Genomic DNA, 16686 nt, shown 5'->3' on the forward strand with positions numbered 1-16686 from the left:
ATCGGACCATGCGGTGTGGGAGAGTGGCGCCATGCCGGAAGAGCTCACCGCCGAACAGGCCGCCACGCGTCTGGCGACCGCCGACACGCTCGGGATCCCGCTGGGGCCCGGCCAGCCGCCCGCGTTCCTCCGTGCACTCGGAGAGCGCACGGATTGGACCGACCTGCGTGTCTACGGCGCACTGCTCGGAGTCGGGACCGAACTGTTCAACCGCTCCGGTGTCCGTTACCTGTCCGGCTTCTTCGGTCCCTTCGAGCGGATGTTGCGGGACATGGGCGCCGACGTGGAATTCGCCCCCGCGGATTTCCGTCGGTTCGCTCCGCTGCTCGAGCGTCAGGCACCGCGCGTGATGACGACCGTGGCGGCCGCGCCCGACGAGCATGGCTGGTGCTCCCTGTCGCTGCATGCCGGTGCCACGGTGGGTGAATTACGCCGCGCCGGTGCCGATCCGCAACGGTTGCTCGTCGTCGAGGCGTCCGACGCCTATCCGCGGACATTCGGGCTCGACGGATATCGACATGCGCTGCACGTCGACGAGATCGACGTCCTCGTGCACTCGACCGACACACCGCTCGCGCTTCCCCCGGCGTCGCCCTCCGACGTCGACAGGGCGATCGCGAGGCACGCGGTCGCCTACATCCCGTCCGGCGCGACCCTGCAGACCGGCATCGGCTCCATTCCCAGCCAGATCGCCGCGCTGCTCGCCGAGGGAGACGGGGGAGACTACGGGCTGCACAGCGAGATGTTCACCGACGGCTGCATGCAGTTGCACCGGGCCGGCAAGGTCACCAACGCAGGCAAGGGACTCTATGACGGTGTCAGCGTGACGACGTTCGCGTTCGGCTCGTCCGAGCTCTACGCCTGGCTCGACGGCAATTCCGATGTCGCGTTCCTCCCCGTCGAGATCGTCAACGCGCCCGAGGTGATCGGTGCGAACAACGACATGATCACGATCAACGGCGCGCTCGGGGTCGACATCCACGGCCAGGTGGTCGCTGACACCATCGCGGGCGATCAGTTCAGCGGGATCGGCGGCGCCGAGGATTTCGTGGCCGGAGTCGGGCTTGAGCTGTCGGACCGCTCGTTGATCTGTCTGCCCTCGACGTTCGAGAAGGACGGAGTGCTGCAGTCGCGGATCGTGCCGTGGTTCGGCCCCGGTGCCGTGATCACGACGCCCCGGCATCAGGTGGATGTAATCGTCACCGAGTACGGCGCAGCCGAGTTGGAGGGCCGGACGGTCCGTGAGCGCGGCGAGGCGTTGGCCGCGATCGCCCACCCGCAGTTCCGCGACGCGCTGCTGGCCGCTGCGCATCGTGCCGCGCAAGGACGCTCGCCCGTCCAATAGCACCCACGCGGCCTGGCCCCTAACTTACAATTTGCAAGTTAGTCGACGAAGGGGCTGCGACATGGGCGAACGCTACGTGGTGATCGGCGGCGGGCTGGCCGGGCTGGCCGCCGCGGTGTGGCTGAGCGAAGCGGGCAAGAGCGTCACCCTGCTGGAGCGTCGAGGCCAACTCGGTGGGCGCACCCATGCGATGCGGGCCGAGACGGTCGACGACATCCCGGACAACGGCCAGCACGTGATCGCCAGCGGCTATCAGCATCTCTACCGCTATCTGACGAGCGTGGGCACCCGGGAGCACATCGCCTTCCCGAAATCGTCCACGCTGCGTTGGCCCGACGGGCGCAAGGTCACCATGCAGACCACGGGCGCAGGCGCGATCTGGACCCTGTTCGGGGTTCACCCCGACGCGAGCTGGGCCGACCGCCTGCGGGCAGCCCGCGCGACGCTGCGGTTGGGTTGGCAGGCCCTGCATCAACCGGCCGACCTGGCGGATCTGAGTACCGAGCAGTGGTTCGAGCGGGTCGGCATGCCGGCCCCGGCGCGAGAAGCCTTGTGGGACTGGCTGGCCCTCGGGATCGCCGCCGAGCCTGTCGCCCGCGAATCCGCCAAGGTGTTCGCCAACGTGATGGCGACCGGCTTCCGGCTTGGCGTCAAACACCGCACCCCCGTCACCATCGGTTACCCCACAGTGGATCTCGACACGCTCTACATCTCCGGGGCGCTGAAAGTGTTCGAGGAGCGTGGTGTCGATGTGCGGTACCGCGCCGTGGCCCGAAAGATCGTGATCGAGAACAGCGCCGTCACCGCGGTGCTGCTCGCCGACGGCACCCAGATCCCCGCCGACGCTGTGGTCTGCGCGGTACCGAACTCGAACATCGGCGGGCTGCTCGACGATCTGCCCGAACATCCCGAAATCTATGCCGCTGCCGACAAACTGGGCTACACGCCGATCGTCAGTACCAACCTCTACCTGGACGGGCCGTTGGGCACCGAGTCCGCATTCGAGGGGCTCATCGGCGGCACCGGGGTGATCGACGAGGTCTTCGACCGCCAGATCATGCACGGCCGCAGCACCGACCGCGCCTGGCTGTACTGCCTGACCACCAGCGGTGCCTACGAGCAGATCCACAAGAGCAACGACGAGATCGTCGACGAGCAGATGGCGCTGCTGCGTCGTTACTACCCGGCGGCGGGCGGCGCGAAAGTGGTTCAGGCGCAGGTGGTCAAGATGCCCAAGGCCACGTTCTCCCAGGTGGTGGGCACGGATGCGCTGCGGCCGCCGCAGAAGACCTCGGTGCCCTCACTGGTGCTGGCGGGTGACTGGACTGCGACGGACTGGTCGGCGACCATGGAGAGCGCCGTGCAGAGCGCCGCCAAGGCCGTCGACCTGCTACTGGAACTCCGACAATGACCCGGCGGCGGCTCAGCGGTGCCGAGCGCAGGGTGCAGCTGCTCGACGTCGCGCGTGACCTCGTGGCCGAGGGCGGTTACCCCGCATTGACCATCGAGCAGGTTGCCGGCCGGTCGGGTGTAACCAGAACCGTTGTCTACCAACAGTTCACCGATCTTGCCGGTCTGATCACCGCTCTGCTGGACCGCGAGTCGGCGATCGCGTTCGCGGGAATCAGCACCGTGGACCGGCCCGACCTCGATCCCGAGCAACTCGGCAAAGGCATCCTGGCCTACCTGCATGCGGCGCCGACGAGCTGGCGCATCATCTTGCGGCCCCCGGACGGTGCACCGCCGCAGGTGCGCGAGCGCATCGAGCTGGGCCGCCGGTACGCCAGGAAGGTCGCGGCCCGCCCACTGTCGGTCGCCGCGGGCGTGGACATCGATCCGGACGGCACAACCGTACGAATCCTGTTGTCCGCCGTGGAGGAACTCGCGCGACTGCATCTGGAGGACCCGCGCGAACATCCCGACGAGGAAGTTCTGACCCACCTCCGTTCGCTGGTCGGGTGGGCCGTCACCATCTCTGCCGAGCAGACGCGAACGCACCCCTGACCGGGCGAAAATGGGTACCTCCGCGTCTGCTCGCGAGGGGAATCGCAGGTGCTGGGACAACTACAGCGGGTTGAGGATCCGCTGCAGGAACTGGCGGGTGCGTTCTTCCTTGGGATCGCCGATCACCGCGGCGGGCGGGCCCTGCTCCAGGATCACGCCGCGGTCGGTGAACAGCACCTGATCGGAAACCTGCCGGGCGAACTGGATTTCGTGGGTGACGATCACCAGCGTCCAACCTTCGACGGCCAGGTCGCGGATCACCGCGAGCACCTCACCGACCAGTTCCGGGTCCAGTGCCGAGGTCGGCTCGTCGAACAAGACCACCTTCGGTTTCAAAGCCAGCGCCCGGGCTATGCCGACGCGCTGCTGCTGGCCACCCGAGAGCTGATACGGGTACTTGTCGCGCTGGTCGGCCAGCCCCACCTGGCCCAGCAGTTCGGTGGCCTCGGCCAGCACCTCCTCACGCGGGCGTTTCTGCACGATCAACGGGCCCTCGGTGACGTTCTGGAGGACGCTCTTGTGCGGAAACAGGTTGTGGGACTGGAACACAAAGCCGCTCTGCGCCCGGTAGCGGCGCAGCTGGTCCTTGGGTACCGGCTCGGAGAAGTCGAGTTCGGTGTCGCCGACCCGGATCACCCCGGAGTCCGCGACATCGAGGGCGTTCAGCGTGCGCAACAGCGTGGTCTTACCGGAACCCGACGGACCGATGACGGTGGTCGCAGTGCCGCGCGGCACGGTGAACGACACACCCTTGAGTACCTGGAAGTCGCCGAACGCCTTGTGCACATCGGTCGCGACGATCCGGTCTTCGCGTTCTGTGGTCATCGCGCAACGTGCCTTTCCAGTCGGCGTTCCAGACGACTCTGGCCGAACGACAGCACCAGGCAGATCACCCAGTAGTAGATCGCGGCTGTGCCGTACAGGGCGAAGAACTCGAACGTGGGCGCCGCGATGATCTGGGCCTGCCGCAGCAGTTCGGTGACCAGAATCGTCGACGCCAATGAGGTGTCCTTGACCAGCGAGATCAAGGTGTTGGACAACGGCGGGACCGCCACCCGGGCGGCCTGGGGCAGGATGATGCGTCGCAGCGTGCCGGTGTAGTTCAGCCCGATCGTCTCGGCGGCCTCCCATTGCCCCTTAGGGATGCTCTGGATCGCGGAGCGGATGATCTCGGCCGCATAGCCGCCGACGTTGAGGCTGAAGGCGATCACCGCGGCGGGGAACGGATCGATCTTCACCCCGAACTCGGGCAGCGCGAAGAACACGATGAACAGCTGCACCAGCAGCGGGGTGCCGCGGATGATCGAGATGTAGAACCGGGCGATGTTGCTCAGCACCACATTCGGCGACAGCCGGGCCAGCGCCACCGCCAACGCGATCACCAGACCGATGATGAAGCTGATGATCGTCAACGGAATGGTCATCGTCAGAGCCGCTTTCGCCAGCGGCCACAAGTTGTCGGCGATCAGCTGCCAGGTGGAACGTGGAGCCGGGGCACCTTCCGCAGGCGCCCCGGATGCGTTGGCCTTGAGGTATTTCTGCGAGATGGCGGCCAGCGTGCCGTCGGCCCGTAACTCGTCGAGTGCGGTGTTGAGTTCGGGCAGCAAACCGCTGTCCTTGCGGGCCGCGAAGCCCTGTTCGCTCTTCTCCCCGACATTGCCCGCGATCTTCACCGACTTGTCGTTCGTCTCGGCCAGATACGCGTAGACCGCGATGCTGTCGTTGACCACGACATCGACCCGACCCTGGTTGAGCAGCTTGATGGCCTGGGTGAACCCTTCGACCGCTTCCACCCGGGCCCCGGCCTTACGGGCGATCTCCGACCAGTTGCTGGTGGCGTTCTCGGCAGCGACCTTGCCCTTCAGGTCCGTGAGGCTCTTGATGGAGTTGTCGTCGGCGCGGGTGACGATGACGCCCTCGCCGATCGAGTACGGCTGGGACAGGTCGTATTTGGCCTGGCGTTCCGGCGTGATCGTGACCTCGTTGGCCACCACGTCGAACCGGTTGGCCTCGAGCGCGGCGAAGATCGAATCCCATGGTGTTTCGACGAATTCGACTCTGACGCCGAGTTTGTCGCCGACCGCGCGGGCGACGTCGACGTCGTAGCCGACGAGTTGGTTCGTGGCGGTGTCGTGGTAGCTGAACGGGGAGTACACACCTTCGGTGCCCACGCGCAGCACACCGGCCGATTTCAGCGGTTCATCCGTATTGCCGGTAGTCCCCCCGCATGCCGCCAGCATCGCCGTGACGATCAGCAGGAGGCCCAGTAGCGGAATTCGTCGGGAGCGCACGGCCGGACGCTAACAGGGGCACGCCCTGTTCGGCAGGCTTCTGCTCAGCCCGGCCGATATATCCACGGATGCCGCGGCAGAGCGGCCGGGTCGAACCGGTCCAGCATGCCGACCACGTCGAGCGCAGGCCACCCCAGCGACGCGCTGATCTGCTCCAGCGCCCGCTCGACGCCGATCTCGGCCAGGGTGACCGCTCCGTCGCGTTTGGCCAGCCGGGCGCCGTCCTCGTTGAGCACCAGCGGGACATGGGCGTAGACCGGCTCCGGGCACCCCAGTAGCCGCGCCAGGTAGGCCTGCCGCGGAGACGAACTCAGCAGGTCGTCGCCGCGCACCACCTGGTCGATGCCTCCGGCGGCGTCGTCGACCACGACGGCCAGGTTGTAGGCGGGGACTCCGTCGCCGCGTCGCACCACGAAATCGTCGATGATGCCGGTGTAGCTGCCGTGCAGCAGGTCGGTGACGGTGCCGACGAAGGTGTCCGTGCGCAGCCGCAGCGCAGGTGGGCGTCCGGTCTCGGCGCGGCGCTGCGCGCGTTCGGCGTCGGTCAGGTCTCGGCAGGTGCCCGGATAGGCGCCTTCAGGGGCGTGCGGGGCTCGCGGGGCTTGGGCGATATCCCTTCGGCTGCAATAGCATTCGTACAGCAGCCCACGCTCGAACAGGTCGCCGACCACCGCGTCGTAGCGTTCCTGGTGGCCCGTCTGCCATTGCACCGGCTCGTCCCAGGTCAGCCCGATCGCGGCCAGGTCAGCCACCTGACGGTGTCCGATCTCGGGAAAAGTGCGGTCGTCGAGATCCTCGACGCGCAGCAGGAACCGGCGCCCGGTGGACCGGGCGAACAACCAGGCCAGCACCGCGGTGCGTAGGTTGCCGATGTGCAGGTCGGCCGACGGGCTCGGCGCGAACCGCCCGGCGGGGGTTGGGCTCACGCCCGCAATCTAGCTAATCGCGGTCCCAGGGCGCTGTCTCGCCCATCTTCTCGTAGTACTTCGCGAGGTGGCTTTTCACCCGGTCGATGTCGTCCTTCGGGAGGTCGACGCCGCCGCGCGCGCCGTCCATGATCCCGCCGGCAGCCATCACCCCGCGAGGTACTACCTCCAGTTTGCCGCCGACCACGTCGGCGATCAGCAGCTTGTAGCCGGTGAAGTTGTCCTTCGCGTCCTTGTCGTACCAGACGTGCGCGTCGCGGTACTTCTCGTTGGGTTCGTCCTCCGCACCGGCCCACTTGCGGACCCGTTTGTCGGCAGCATCGCCGTCCCACTCCCGGTCCCGGTCAGCCAGTGGCAGATCCTGAAATGCGGTTACAGACATGCTGTTGGCGTGCCCGAACCGGGCGCCCGGTAAACCCGCCACTCACGCCCTACTCCGGCGCTCCAGTGCTTCGATCACGGCCGGGCAGATGTCGACTCCGTACAGATGCTCCATCGCCTGCAGGCCGCCCGGACTCTCGGCGTTGATCTCGATGACTTTGTCGCCGATCATGTCGATGCCGACGAAGAACATCCCATCTTGCGCGAGTTTGTCCTTCATCGTCTCGATCACCGCGCGCTGCTTGTCGGTGACCTCTTCGGGTTGAACTGTGCCGCCCTTGCAGATGTTGGCTCGCGGGTCGTTCCCCTCTGGCACCCGCCGGAAAGCGGCGGGATGCCCGTCGACCTCGATGAGCTCTCCGTCGAGCAGGAAGATCCGCATGTCGCCGTCCTCGGCGCCCTCGACGTATCCCTGGGCGTAGATGTAGCCGTCTTCCAGCACAGACTCCATCATCTGATTCAAGTTGGGCTCGTCATCGCTGACGATCATGAACACGTTGCGGCCCTGCGCGCCGCACAGCGGTTTGATGATGGAGCGTCCCACGGACGAGATGAAGCTCCGGACGTCGTTCACGTTTTGCGTCACCAGGGATCGCTGGCGGATCTGCGCCGGAAACTCGTCGAGGTATACCTTCAACGCCGCACGCATGAGCACCGCGGGGTCGTTGACCACGGTGACGCCGTGCGCCACGAGCAGCTGACCGAACATGGAACCCAAGCTGCTGGCCCACGGCCGATCCTGCCGATCCTCGACCGAGTCGTTCCTCAGAAACACGGCGTCGAGCTCGTCCATGCGTATGCGCTCGGGCGAACTCTCCTTCATGCGATCGACGAACGAGGTCAGCGTGTCCTCACCCCGGGCGATGCCGGGACGTGCGTGCGCCCCGATCTGACCGTCGGGCTCGCCGATACTGACGTCGCTCAGCCCGACGTACCAGACCTCGTGGCCCATCAGGGCAGCCGCCTTCGCGAGGCGGGTGGTCGCGTACTCGTCGACCTCGGTCTCCGCGCGATTGACCAGAAATGCAATCCTCATGCGGCCACATCCATTTCAAGTAGGTCTGCGGGGCCCATGCCGCCGCGCATACGGTCGATCCGCACTTGCGCCCCGGGCGCGGACAGCCAGCGTGGGCGCGCTCGCGGCGGTTCGAGAACCCCTTGCTGGATCAACTCCTCCACGAGCGGCGCATGGTCGAGGGCGAGCTTGCCGGCGAGAAGGGGTTCGATGCTGCGTCCTTCGGCGAAGTACCCGAGGACTCGTTCGATACCGCGCAGATAGATGATGTCCTTGGTCGAACCTCCGCCGAATGTTGCGCGGCTCGTCACCGACCACGCGGTGCGCGGCGCGAAGCCATGGGCGTCGGTCAGGTGATTGAAGATCTCGACGAACTCCGCGTGGGCCAACATCATCGATGCGGCAACGACCCGCGCGGCGAGCACGCGTATGCGCCGGGGATCGAGCCCCCCAACGACGTACTCGGCCAGCACCGCCAGACCTTCCTGCGTCTCCTCGTAAGACGGCAGCCCGACGGCCAGCAGGCCCAACGGCTGCGCCTCGCCGTTGCGATAGGTCAGCACGTGGGTCCCGACCTCGTGCTGGATCAGTGGCTGCACTCGATCCTTGCGGAAGACGGCGGTGGCAGGGATGTAGAGCCGGCCGAACGACACCATCAGATCGGCGACGTCGTCGCGCACCTCGACCGCTACGGGAAAATCCGGGTAAGCCGACTCCAGCTCCGCGCGTGCCGCCTCCGCGAATTCCATGGCGGTGACGCTGGTCGGGCTGATCGGTTGCGGGTCGATGAGATCGAGCAGTGAGCGGGCCGTTGCGCACAGCGAGTGGCCCGGATCTCCATAGAGTTGCAGCGCGCCATACCTGAACCGCGATGTGCCTCGGTCCTCGAGCAACGTGATCTGCCGGGCGATCTCGTCGCGTTTTCCGCGGAAGAGAGAGTTGAGCGCAGGGTTCTCCACTCGCTCGATCTCGACGTCGTACAGGTCGCGCTTGACCAGATCCGGGTCGAAGTTCAGCGGTCTCGACTCCAGGACGGGTGATGACTCGAACCCCGAGCGCGCGAAATCCCGCCACGCCTCGGCTCCATTGGCCGGAGTGACGTAGAGCAGGAGGTTGAGTTCGCGCTCGATCTCCGTCAGACGCGCATCGACGTCTAAGGATTCCTGCGCAAGGGGCGAAGTTCGACCCACTTGCTATCGATACCCAATTGTCGACGTGGTCAATCCGTTGTTCGAAGTGTGCCCGCTAACGTTCAGGAAGTGGCAGAGCGGAGAATCGCCGGCGGCACGATCCGGGTTGACCATCGAGACGGACTGGTGCAGGCGCGAGGTGTGCGCTACGGCACCGCCAGGCGATTCGGGGCTGCCGAACCGCCCGCGGCCTGGTCGGGTGTTCGCGATGCGACCCAATCAGGTCCCGCCTGCCCGCAGCGGCCGTCGCGCCTGGGCTGGGTGACCGGCGACGCACTTGCGGGCTTGTCGACCAACGAGAACTGTCTCGTGCTGACCGTCACGGCTCCGGCCGATGCGCACCGGTTACCCGTCATGGTGTGGTTTCACGGCGGCGCGTACGTCGCGGGCAGCGGTGAGTCTGCGAAGTACGACCCCGGTGCCCTGGTCCGTGCGGGCAACGTGGTGGTGGTCAACGTGAGCTACCGGCTCGGCATCTTCGGCTATCTCGCGCCGCCCGGGGTCGGCGCGGACAACCTCGGACTGCGCGACCAGATCCTGGCGCTGCGCTGGGTCCAGGACAACATCGCGGCGTTCGGCGGGGACGCGGCCAACGTCACCGCGTTCGGTCAGTCCGCGGGTGCACATTCGGTCATGTCGCTCATGCTGTGCGAGGAGGCGGCCGGGCTGTTCCACCGCGCGATCCTGCAGAGCGCCCCGCTGGAGTTGGACGAGGGGCGCGACGACATGGCGCATGCCATGGGCGCGGCGATGGCCGGCTCGCTCGCCGGGGCCGACCCGGCCGAGACCAGCGTGGACAAGCTGCTTGCCGCCGAAGCTGCCGCCGTTGCCGCGGCGCAGGGCTTCGGCCTGCTGGGCGGTCTGGCGTTCGCGCCCCGGCTCGGCCGGGGGCCGCTGCCGGCACCCGCAGACGTCCCAGCGGTCATCGCTACCGCCGCGGGCCGCATCGAGCTGCTGATCGGCTACACCAAGGACGACGCGGCGCCGTTCGTCGCGATGGATCCGCGGGTGGTCAGGCTCAACCGGGTGCCTGCCCTCGGCCGGCTCGCCGTCCGGGCCGGCTCGAAGGCGGTCACGAAGCAGGCGTTCTCCGGCCCCGCCGAGCGTCTGGCGCAGGCCTGGCGATCCCACGGCGGCCGGGTCGGTACTTATCGTTTCGACTGGACACCGGTCAGCGCGCCGCTGGGTGCCTGCCACTGCATGGAGTTGCCGTTCCTGTTCGGCTCACCGCAGACCTGGGCGGACGCCCCCATGCTCGGCCCGCAGCGTGCGATCGACAACCAGCTGTCCGCCGAGATGCGCACTCGATGGACGCAATTCGCGCACCACGGAGTCGAATCGCTGCCCGCCCCGACATTGCGGTTCGGCTAGTTCAGTAGCCGGCCCGAGAGGCACCTCTGCCGGGGAGGCCCGACCTGGTCTGCCTTGATAAAGTTTCGGCAAAATTCGGACTCGGTGGTGTGATGGCGATTATGGGCGCAGTCCCGTCTCTACGTGGACGCGTCAGCGAATGCGCGGCCCTTCGAACCCTGGTCTCGGGTGGCCGCTCGGGCGGCAGCGCAGTGCTGGTGGTGCGGGGCGAGGCGGGCGTCGGGAAGACCGCCCTGCTGGACTACGTCGTCGAACATGCGCCGGGGTTCCGGGTGACCCAGGTGGCCGGGGTCGAATCCGACATGGAACTTGCCTTCGCCGGATTGCACCACCTGTGTGCACCGCTGCTGGATCATCTCGACAAGCTCCCCGAGCCGCAGCGCGACGCGCTCTCGGTGGCTTTCGGTCGCGGTGTCGGCCCGGTGCCTGACCGTTTTCTGGTCGGTCTGGCGGTGCTCAGCCTGTTGGCTGCCGCGGCTGACCGGAAGCCGATGCTGTGTTTGATCGACGATGCGCAGTGGCTAGATCAGGTGTCGGTGCAGACCCTGGGTTTCGTCGCGCGCCGATTGCTTGCGGAGCCGGTCGTCATGGTGTTCGCCGTCCGAGACACTCACGCCGGCGCCCCCGACGTGCTGCCGGGCCTGCCCGAACTGCGGGTCGAGGGGTTGTCGGACACCGACGCCAAAGAGCTGTTGGACTCGGTCTTCCTCGGCCGGCTCGACGAGCGGGTCCGAGACCGGGTCATCGCGGAAACTCGCGGCAACCCGTTGGCACTGCTGGAGATTCCGCGTAACGTGCCGGCCGCCGAGCTTGCCGGCGGTTTCTGGCTCGGCTCGGCGCGCTTATCGGTAGGCCACGTCGAAGAAGGGTTCGTCCGCCGCATCCAGTCGCTGCCGGACGACACTCGGCGGTTGTTGCTTCTCGCCGCAGCCGATCCGCTCGGCGACCCGATCTTGTTCTCGCGTGCCACAGGGCATTTGGGGATCAGCGTGGATGCGTTGGCGCCGGCCGAGGCCGCCGGTGTCATCGAGTTCGGGTCACGCATGCGCTTTCACCACCCGCTGGTCCGGTCGGCCGCCTACCGGGCCGCCGATGCAGCCGACCGCCGGGAAGTACACCGCGCCTTGGCCGTTGCCACCGACCCCGAGCTCGATCCGGATCGCCGGGCCTGGCATGCGGCCAATGCCGCGGCCGGTCCCGACGACGCGGTGGCCGCCGAACTGGAAGCCTCGGCTTGGCGAGCCCAGAGCCGAGGCGGGATCGCCGCCGCGGCGACTTTCCTGGAACGGGCGGCGATCCTGTCCGCCGATCCGGCCCTGCGCAGTTCCCGGGCGATCGCGGCCGCCGAGGCCAAACGTGAGGCTGCTGCCCCCGAAGCCGCCTATGAGCTGCTCTCCCTGGCTGAATTGAATCCGTTGACCGAGCTGCAGTGGGCACAGGTGGGCCGGCTGCGGGCGCAGATGGAATTCACCCGCAGCCGGGGCGGACTACCAGGTGCGCCACCGGTCCGGCATGCGGCCGGATTGCTGCTCGACGCCGCCAAGCGGTTGGAGAATCTCGACGACGAGTTGGCCCGCGAGACCTACATGGAGGCGCTGGCCGCTGCGATGTTTGCTTCGCGCAGTCAACCGGAAGCCCTCGTGGTGGCCGCCGAGGCGGCGCGCGCCGCAGTCGAAAGGGTCGAGACGCCGACTGGGCCCATCGATCTACTCCTCGTCGGCATGGCGAACCTGATCACCGATGGACTGCCCGCGGCGGTCGAGCCCCTGCGCACCGCGCTGGAGCTGTGGAGTGAGCACACCCGTCGCCACGACGGCCGGGCGTTGCGCTGGTTGGCATTGGCCTTCCCGATCGTGCACGAATCTGCTGCCCATGAGATCTGGGACGACGACCTGGTCGACCGGCTGGCCGCCGACATGATCGGCTACGCCCGCGCCATCGGCGCGCTGGCCATCCTGCCGCCGGCGATCGCCTACCAGGCCGGTGTCCAGACGCACAAAGGCGAATTCGTCACAGCTGCAAGGCTTATGGAGGAGGCCGACTCTATCTCGGAGGCGATCGGCCACCGTCCGATGAAGTACCACAAGGTGGAATTGGCCGCCTGGCGCGGCGATCTCACCGAGGCCGGCGACCTCATCGAGGCGGGGATGGCAGAGGGGACCGCCAAGGGTGAGGGCCGACTGCTCGGGGCGGCCGGCTATGCCGCCGCAGTGCTCTACAACGGCTTGGGCCGCTACGAGGAGGCCCTGACAGCTGCCAAACGCACGTGCGAGTTCCACGACATCGGGTTCTACTGCTGGACTTTGATCGAACTGGTCGAGGCCGCCATGCGGGTCGGCGAGCGAGATGTCGCCGAGGACGCGGTGCGACGGTTGGAGAGATGTACGGAGTCCAGCGAAACCGATTGGGGGCTGGGAGTATTGGCCGCGGTCCGGGCTGTCGTCGCCGACGACGCCGAGGCCGACGTGCTGTTCAAAGAGTCCGTCGAGCGGCTCGGCCGCACTCGGATGGGGGTGCAGCTGGCGCGGACCCATCTTCGTTACGGGGAATGGTTACGTCGCCAGAAGCAACGCACCAGTGCCCGAGAGCATCTCAACACCGCCTACGAGATGTTCACCAGGATGGGCGCCGCAGGATTCGCCGAGCGGGCCCGGCGTGAGCTGACTGCCACCGGTGAGAAGGTGCGCAAACAGCCGATGGCCTCGGGCGACGTGTTGACCGCCCAGGAGGCGCAGATCGCCCAGTTGGCCCGTGACGGACTGACCAATCAGGAGATCGGCGCACAGTTGTTCATCAGCACCCACACCGTCGAATGGCACCTGCGCAAGGTCTTCGTCAAGCTCGGTGTCCGGTCACGCCGACAGCTGCGCTCCGTGTCGTGGAGTAGCTGAACCGCGCTCGCTCCAAGACCACGGGTTTTCAAGGGTCCCGAGGGTCCTGGCGGTAACGAGACTCGTCACATGGCGACAATTTTGTTGCAGACGACGATCACGGAGAATCCCGACGACTGGGATGTCGGACGATTCTCGATGCTGGCGGGCGAGCTGCGCGCGGACGGCCACGAGGTGCTGGCCCGTAACCGGACCGATCATGGCGGGCAGGATCCGGTGCTCAGCCATCTCGACGAGCTCGGGTTCGACCAGCTGTGGTTGATGGCCGTCGACGTCGGCAACGGTCTGACGCCCGACGAATGCGCGGCGATCGGCCGCTTCCGCGGGCTCGGCGGTGGGGTGCTCACCGCTCGTGATCATCAGGACCTGGGTAGCTGTCTGAAGGGACTGGGTTCGTTGGGGCAGGTCAACGATTTTCACGACGCCAGCTTGGACCCGCAGTCGCGGTGCGACGACCAGGACAATCCCGACATCTCGTGGCCCAACTATCACTCGGGCGCCAACGGCGACTACCAGCCGGTGCTGGCCGATGAGCCGGTGCACCAGCTGCTGCGCACTTCCAGGACCGCCACCGGCCGCATCGAGTGGTTTCCGGCGCACCCGCATGAGGGTGCGGTCTCGGCCCGGGGGCCGTTCGCGACGGTGGTGGCTCAGGGGCGCAGCACCGCGACCGGCAGACAGTTCAATCTCGCGGTGGCACTCGATGGTGAGAGCACGCCGGAGGGCAGGCCGATGGGGCGGGCCGTTGCCGAGTCGACCTTCCACCACTTCGCCGACTACAACTGGGACCTGGCGCATGGGGCGCCGTCGTTCGTCACCGATCGACCCGGCTGGCAGATCGGAGCGGATCCGTCCCGTCTGGGCGTGTTCAAGGACTATGTCCGCAATCTCGCCACCTGGCTGCAGCCCGTGGGTCGCTACTAGCTGGGGAGCAGGCCCGGGACGATGTCGTTGAGCCCGAAGGTGACCGGCTGTTCCAGCTGCTCGTAGGTGCACGAGCGCGGGTCCCGGTCGGGCCGCCAGCGGTTGAACTGGGCAGTGTGTCGGAAGCGCCTACCCTCCATGTGGTCGTAGCGGACCTCGACAACGCGTTCGGGTCGCAACGGCACGAAAGACAGGTCCTTGCCTGCGTTCCAACGTGAGCCGCCGCCGTACCTACGCGCGAGGTCCGGGTTGGCGGCCACTTGGGCGGCCCAGTTCCACGGATGGTTCTCGAAACTGGTTACCAGAGACTGCAATTCGGTGAACAGGGCTTGGCGTCGCGCCATCGGGAAGGCACCGATGACGCCGACGGATGCCAGCTCGCCGTCATCGGTGTAGAGCCCCAGCAGCAGCGAGCCGATCGCATCCGGCCCCGACTTGTGGAGCCGATAGCCGGCGACCACGCAGTCGGCGGTCCGCTGGTGCTTGATCTTCACCATGACCCGTTTGTCGGGCTGATAGGTGAGCGTCAGCGGTTTGGCGATCAGTCCGTCGAGCCCGGCTCCCTCGAATTCGTCGAACCAGCGCCGCGCAGTCGCCATATCGGTGGTGGCCGGGGTGACGTGAAAGGCGGGGCCGGGACCCAGCGCGCCGACCAGAGCGGCGCGGCGTTCACCGAACGGTCGGCCGGTGAGGTCGTCGTCTCCGAGGGCGAGCAGGTCGAAGGCGATGAAGCTGGCCGGGGTCTGTCCGGCCAACAGGCGCACCCGGGAAGCCGCGGGGTGCAGACGCAGTTGGAGCGCTTCGAAGTCCAGGCCTTGCTCGGTCGGCAGGACGATCTCGCCGTCGATGACGCACCGCGGTGGGAGCTCGGCTTTCGCAGCCTCGACCAGTTCGGGGAAATACCGGGTCATCGGCCGCTCGTTACGGCTGCCCAACTCGACTTCGTCGCCGTCGCGGAACACCAACGCCCGGAAGCCGTCCCACTTCGGTTCGTAGGACGCATCCGGTGGAATCACTGTTGCCGGCTTGGCCAGCATCGGTGAGACGGGCGGCATCACGGGTAGCAGCATGGCTCCGGACCTGGTGTGGATTGGCTGGTTTGTGGCTATTCAGTATGCGCGACACAGTCCGGCCGAGCCGCGAGACAAGAGCGGGAGTACTGGGTTTCAGGCGGCCTCATCGGGTATGCGTCAAGCAGAGCACGGCTGGTCCCACCCGCCGCCGGTGTCCGCGCGATGAGTTCGCCGCGGCGCGGCGGTCTAGATCCGTGACGCCCCCATGAACCAGGATGGAGCCCGTGGACCTACCCGTAGTGCCGCCGATCGAACCGATGCTCGCCAAAGCCCAGGTGAAAGTGCCCGAGGAGGCCGGGGTGTGGTCCTACGAGCCGAAATGGGACGGCTTCCGGGCGCTGGTCTTCCGGGCCGGCGACGAGGTGGTGTTGCAGTCTCGCAGCGGAAAGGAACTCGGGCGCTACTTCCCCGAACTGCTCGACGCGCTGCGTGACGAACTCGCCGACCGTTGTGTCCTCGATGGTGAGGTGGTGGTGCCCCGCGAGATCGACGGCCGCATGCGCCTGGACTGGGAGTCGTTGTCGCAGCGCATCCACCCTGCCGAGTCGCGGGTGCGGATGCTCGCCGAACAGACGCCGGCGCACTTCATCGGCTTCGACGCCCTGGCCACCGGGGACCGGTCGTTGCTCGCCGAGCCGTTCCGGGTGCGCCGCGAGGCGCTGATCGAGGCCGTCAAGGCCAAGACGTGGTGTCATGTCACGCGGACCACCACCGATCCCGAGCTCGGTGCGCAGTGGCTGCAGACCTTCGAGGGGGCCGGCCTCGACGGGGTGATCGCCAAGAAGCTCGACGGCCCGTATCTGCCGGGCAAGCGGGAGATGGTGAAGGTCAAGCATCACCGCGACGCCGACTGCGTGGCGATCGGCTACCGCATCCACAAGAGCGGGGAGGGTGTCGGCTCGATCCTGCTCGGCCTCTACCGGTCCGACGGCGAGCTGCAGATGGTCGGTGGCGCAGCCTCGTTCAGCGTCAAGGACCGGATCAAGCTGCTGGCCGACCTGGAGCCGCTGCGGGAGGGCGACGAAGTCCGCGAGGGTGATCCCAGCCGCTGGAACTCGGCCGCCGACAAGCGCTGGATCCCGGTGCGCCCGGATCGCGTGTGCGAGGTGGCGTATGACCAGATGGAGGGCAACACCGAGAACGGTCGACGCTTCCGGCACGCGGTGAAGTTCATGCGCTGGCGCCCGGACCGCGAACCGTCGAGCTGTACGTTCGACCAGCTCGACGTGCCGTTGAACTACGACCTGTACGACGTCCTGACGGGGGAGAGCTGAA

14 protein-coding genes are annotated in these 16686 nt (G+C 67.2%); 7 read left to right on the top strand and 7 right to left on the bottom strand.

The genetic code is table 11. The annotated features are described in order from the left end of the window. Positions 1-31: 31 nt before the first annotated feature. The 3 genes from AC4ELH_RS07685 (at position 32) to AC4ELH_RS07695 (ending at position 3349) form a co-directional block, all read left to right on the top strand. Positions 32-1345, top strand: a complete 1314-nt coding sequence (locus AC4ELH_RS07685; RefSeq protein ID WP_064957300.1) for an acetyl-CoA hydrolase/transferase family protein — start codon at positions 32-34, stop codon at positions 1343-1345. Positions 1346-1406: 61 nt separating this feature from the next. Further along, entirely contained in the window at positions 1407-2756 is a 1350-nt protein-coding gene (gene hpnE, locus AC4ELH_RS07690; protein ID WP_498883749.1) for a hydroxysqualene dehydroxylase HpnE, read from the top strand. Then, positions 2753-3349 (top strand): TetR/AcrR family transcriptional regulator, encoded by a 597-nt coding sequence (locus tag AC4ELH_RS07695; protein WP_498883751.1) that lies wholly within the window; start codon positions 2753-2755, stop codon positions 3347-3349. The genes hpnE and AC4ELH_RS07695 overlap by 4 nt, the downstream gene beginning before the upstream one ends. A gap of 60 nt (positions 3350-3409) precedes the next feature. On the opposite strand, the gene AC4ELH_RS07700 is transcribed toward AC4ELH_RS07695, so the two are convergent. From AC4ELH_RS07700 to AC4ELH_RS07725, 6 genes are all read right to left on the bottom strand, one after another. Next, positions 3410-4174 carry an amino acid ABC transporter ATP-binding protein gene (locus AC4ELH_RS07700; protein ID WP_448446270.1) on the bottom strand — a complete coding sequence of 255 codons (765 nt, stop codon included), beginning with the start codon at positions 4172-4174 and terminating at the stop codon, positions 3410-3412. Continuing rightward, complete coding sequence (locus tag AC4ELH_RS07705) at positions 4171-5589, bottom strand: ABC transporter permease subunit (protein WP_498884099.1); 1419 nt, start codon at positions 5587-5589, stop codon at positions 4171-4173. The genes AC4ELH_RS07700 and AC4ELH_RS07705 overlap by 4 nt, the downstream gene beginning before the upstream one ends. 95 nt (positions 5590-5684) lie before the next feature. Next, positions 5685-6566 (bottom strand): tRNA glutamyl-Q(34) synthetase GluQRS, encoded by an 882-nt coding sequence (gluQRS, locus tag AC4ELH_RS07710; RefSeq protein WP_448446272.1) that lies wholly within the window; start codon positions 6564-6566, stop codon positions 5685-5687. Positions 6567-6579: 13 nt separating this feature from the next. Beyond that, positions 6580-6948, bottom strand: coding sequence for a hypothetical protein (locus AC4ELH_RS07715; RefSeq protein WP_064885890.1), 369 nt, complete (start codon positions 6946-6948; stop codon positions 6580-6582). Positions 6949-6990: 42 nt separating this feature from the next. Then, positions 6991-7983 (bottom strand): ATP-grasp domain-containing protein, encoded by a 993-nt coding sequence (locus AC4ELH_RS07720; protein ID WP_448446274.1) that lies wholly within the window; start codon positions 7981-7983, stop codon positions 6991-6993. Further along, positions 7980-9152 (bottom strand): peptidase MATCAP family protein, encoded by a 1173-nt coding sequence (locus AC4ELH_RS07725; RefSeq protein WP_498883753.1) that lies wholly within the window; start codon positions 9150-9152, stop codon positions 7980-7982. Before AC4ELH_RS07725 ends, AC4ELH_RS07720 begins: the two co-directional genes overlap by 4 nt. Before the next feature lie 69 nt (positions 9153-9221). Here AC4ELH_RS07725 and AC4ELH_RS07730 point away from each other — a divergent pair, with 69 nt between their 5' ends. The 3 genes from AC4ELH_RS07730 (at position 9222) to AC4ELH_RS07740 (ending at position 14338) form a co-directional block, all read left to right on the top strand. Then, positions 9222-10523, top strand: a complete 1302-nt coding sequence (locus AC4ELH_RS07730) for a carboxylesterase family protein (RefSeq protein WP_498883755.1) — start codon at positions 9222-9224, stop codon at positions 10521-10523. A 92-nt stretch (positions 10524-10615) separates the two neighbouring features. Continuing rightward, positions 10616-13414: a helix-turn-helix transcriptional regulator gene (locus tag AC4ELH_RS07735; protein ID WP_498883757.1), complete on the top strand. Its 2799-nt coding sequence runs from the start codon at positions 10616-10618 to the stop codon at positions 13412-13414. Positions 13415-13483: 69 nt separating this feature from the next. Beyond that, positions 13484-14338 carry a hypothetical protein gene (locus AC4ELH_RS07740; RefSeq protein ID WP_064885773.1) on the top strand — a complete coding sequence of 285 codons (855 nt, stop codon included), beginning with the start codon at positions 13484-13486 and terminating at the stop codon, positions 14336-14338. Here AC4ELH_RS07740 and AC4ELH_RS07745 read toward each other — a convergent pair. Beyond that, on the bottom strand, positions 14335-15408 hold the full coding sequence (locus AC4ELH_RS07745) for an ATP-dependent DNA ligase (RefSeq protein ID WP_498883759.1): 1074 nt from the start codon (positions 15406-15408) through the stop codon (positions 14335-14337). The genes AC4ELH_RS07740 and AC4ELH_RS07745 overlap by 4 nt on opposite strands. Before the next feature lie 218 nt (positions 15409-15626). Here AC4ELH_RS07745 and AC4ELH_RS07750 point away from each other — a divergent pair, with 218 nt between their 5' ends. Further along, positions 15627-16685 carry an ATP-dependent DNA ligase gene (locus AC4ELH_RS07750; RefSeq protein WP_498883760.1) on the top strand — a complete coding sequence of 353 codons (1059 nt, stop codon included), beginning with the start codon at positions 15627-15629 and terminating at the stop codon, positions 16683-16685. Position 16686 lies beyond the last annotated feature (1 nt).

The sequence above is a fragment of the Mycobacterium shunyiense genome, from assembly GCF_058270075.1.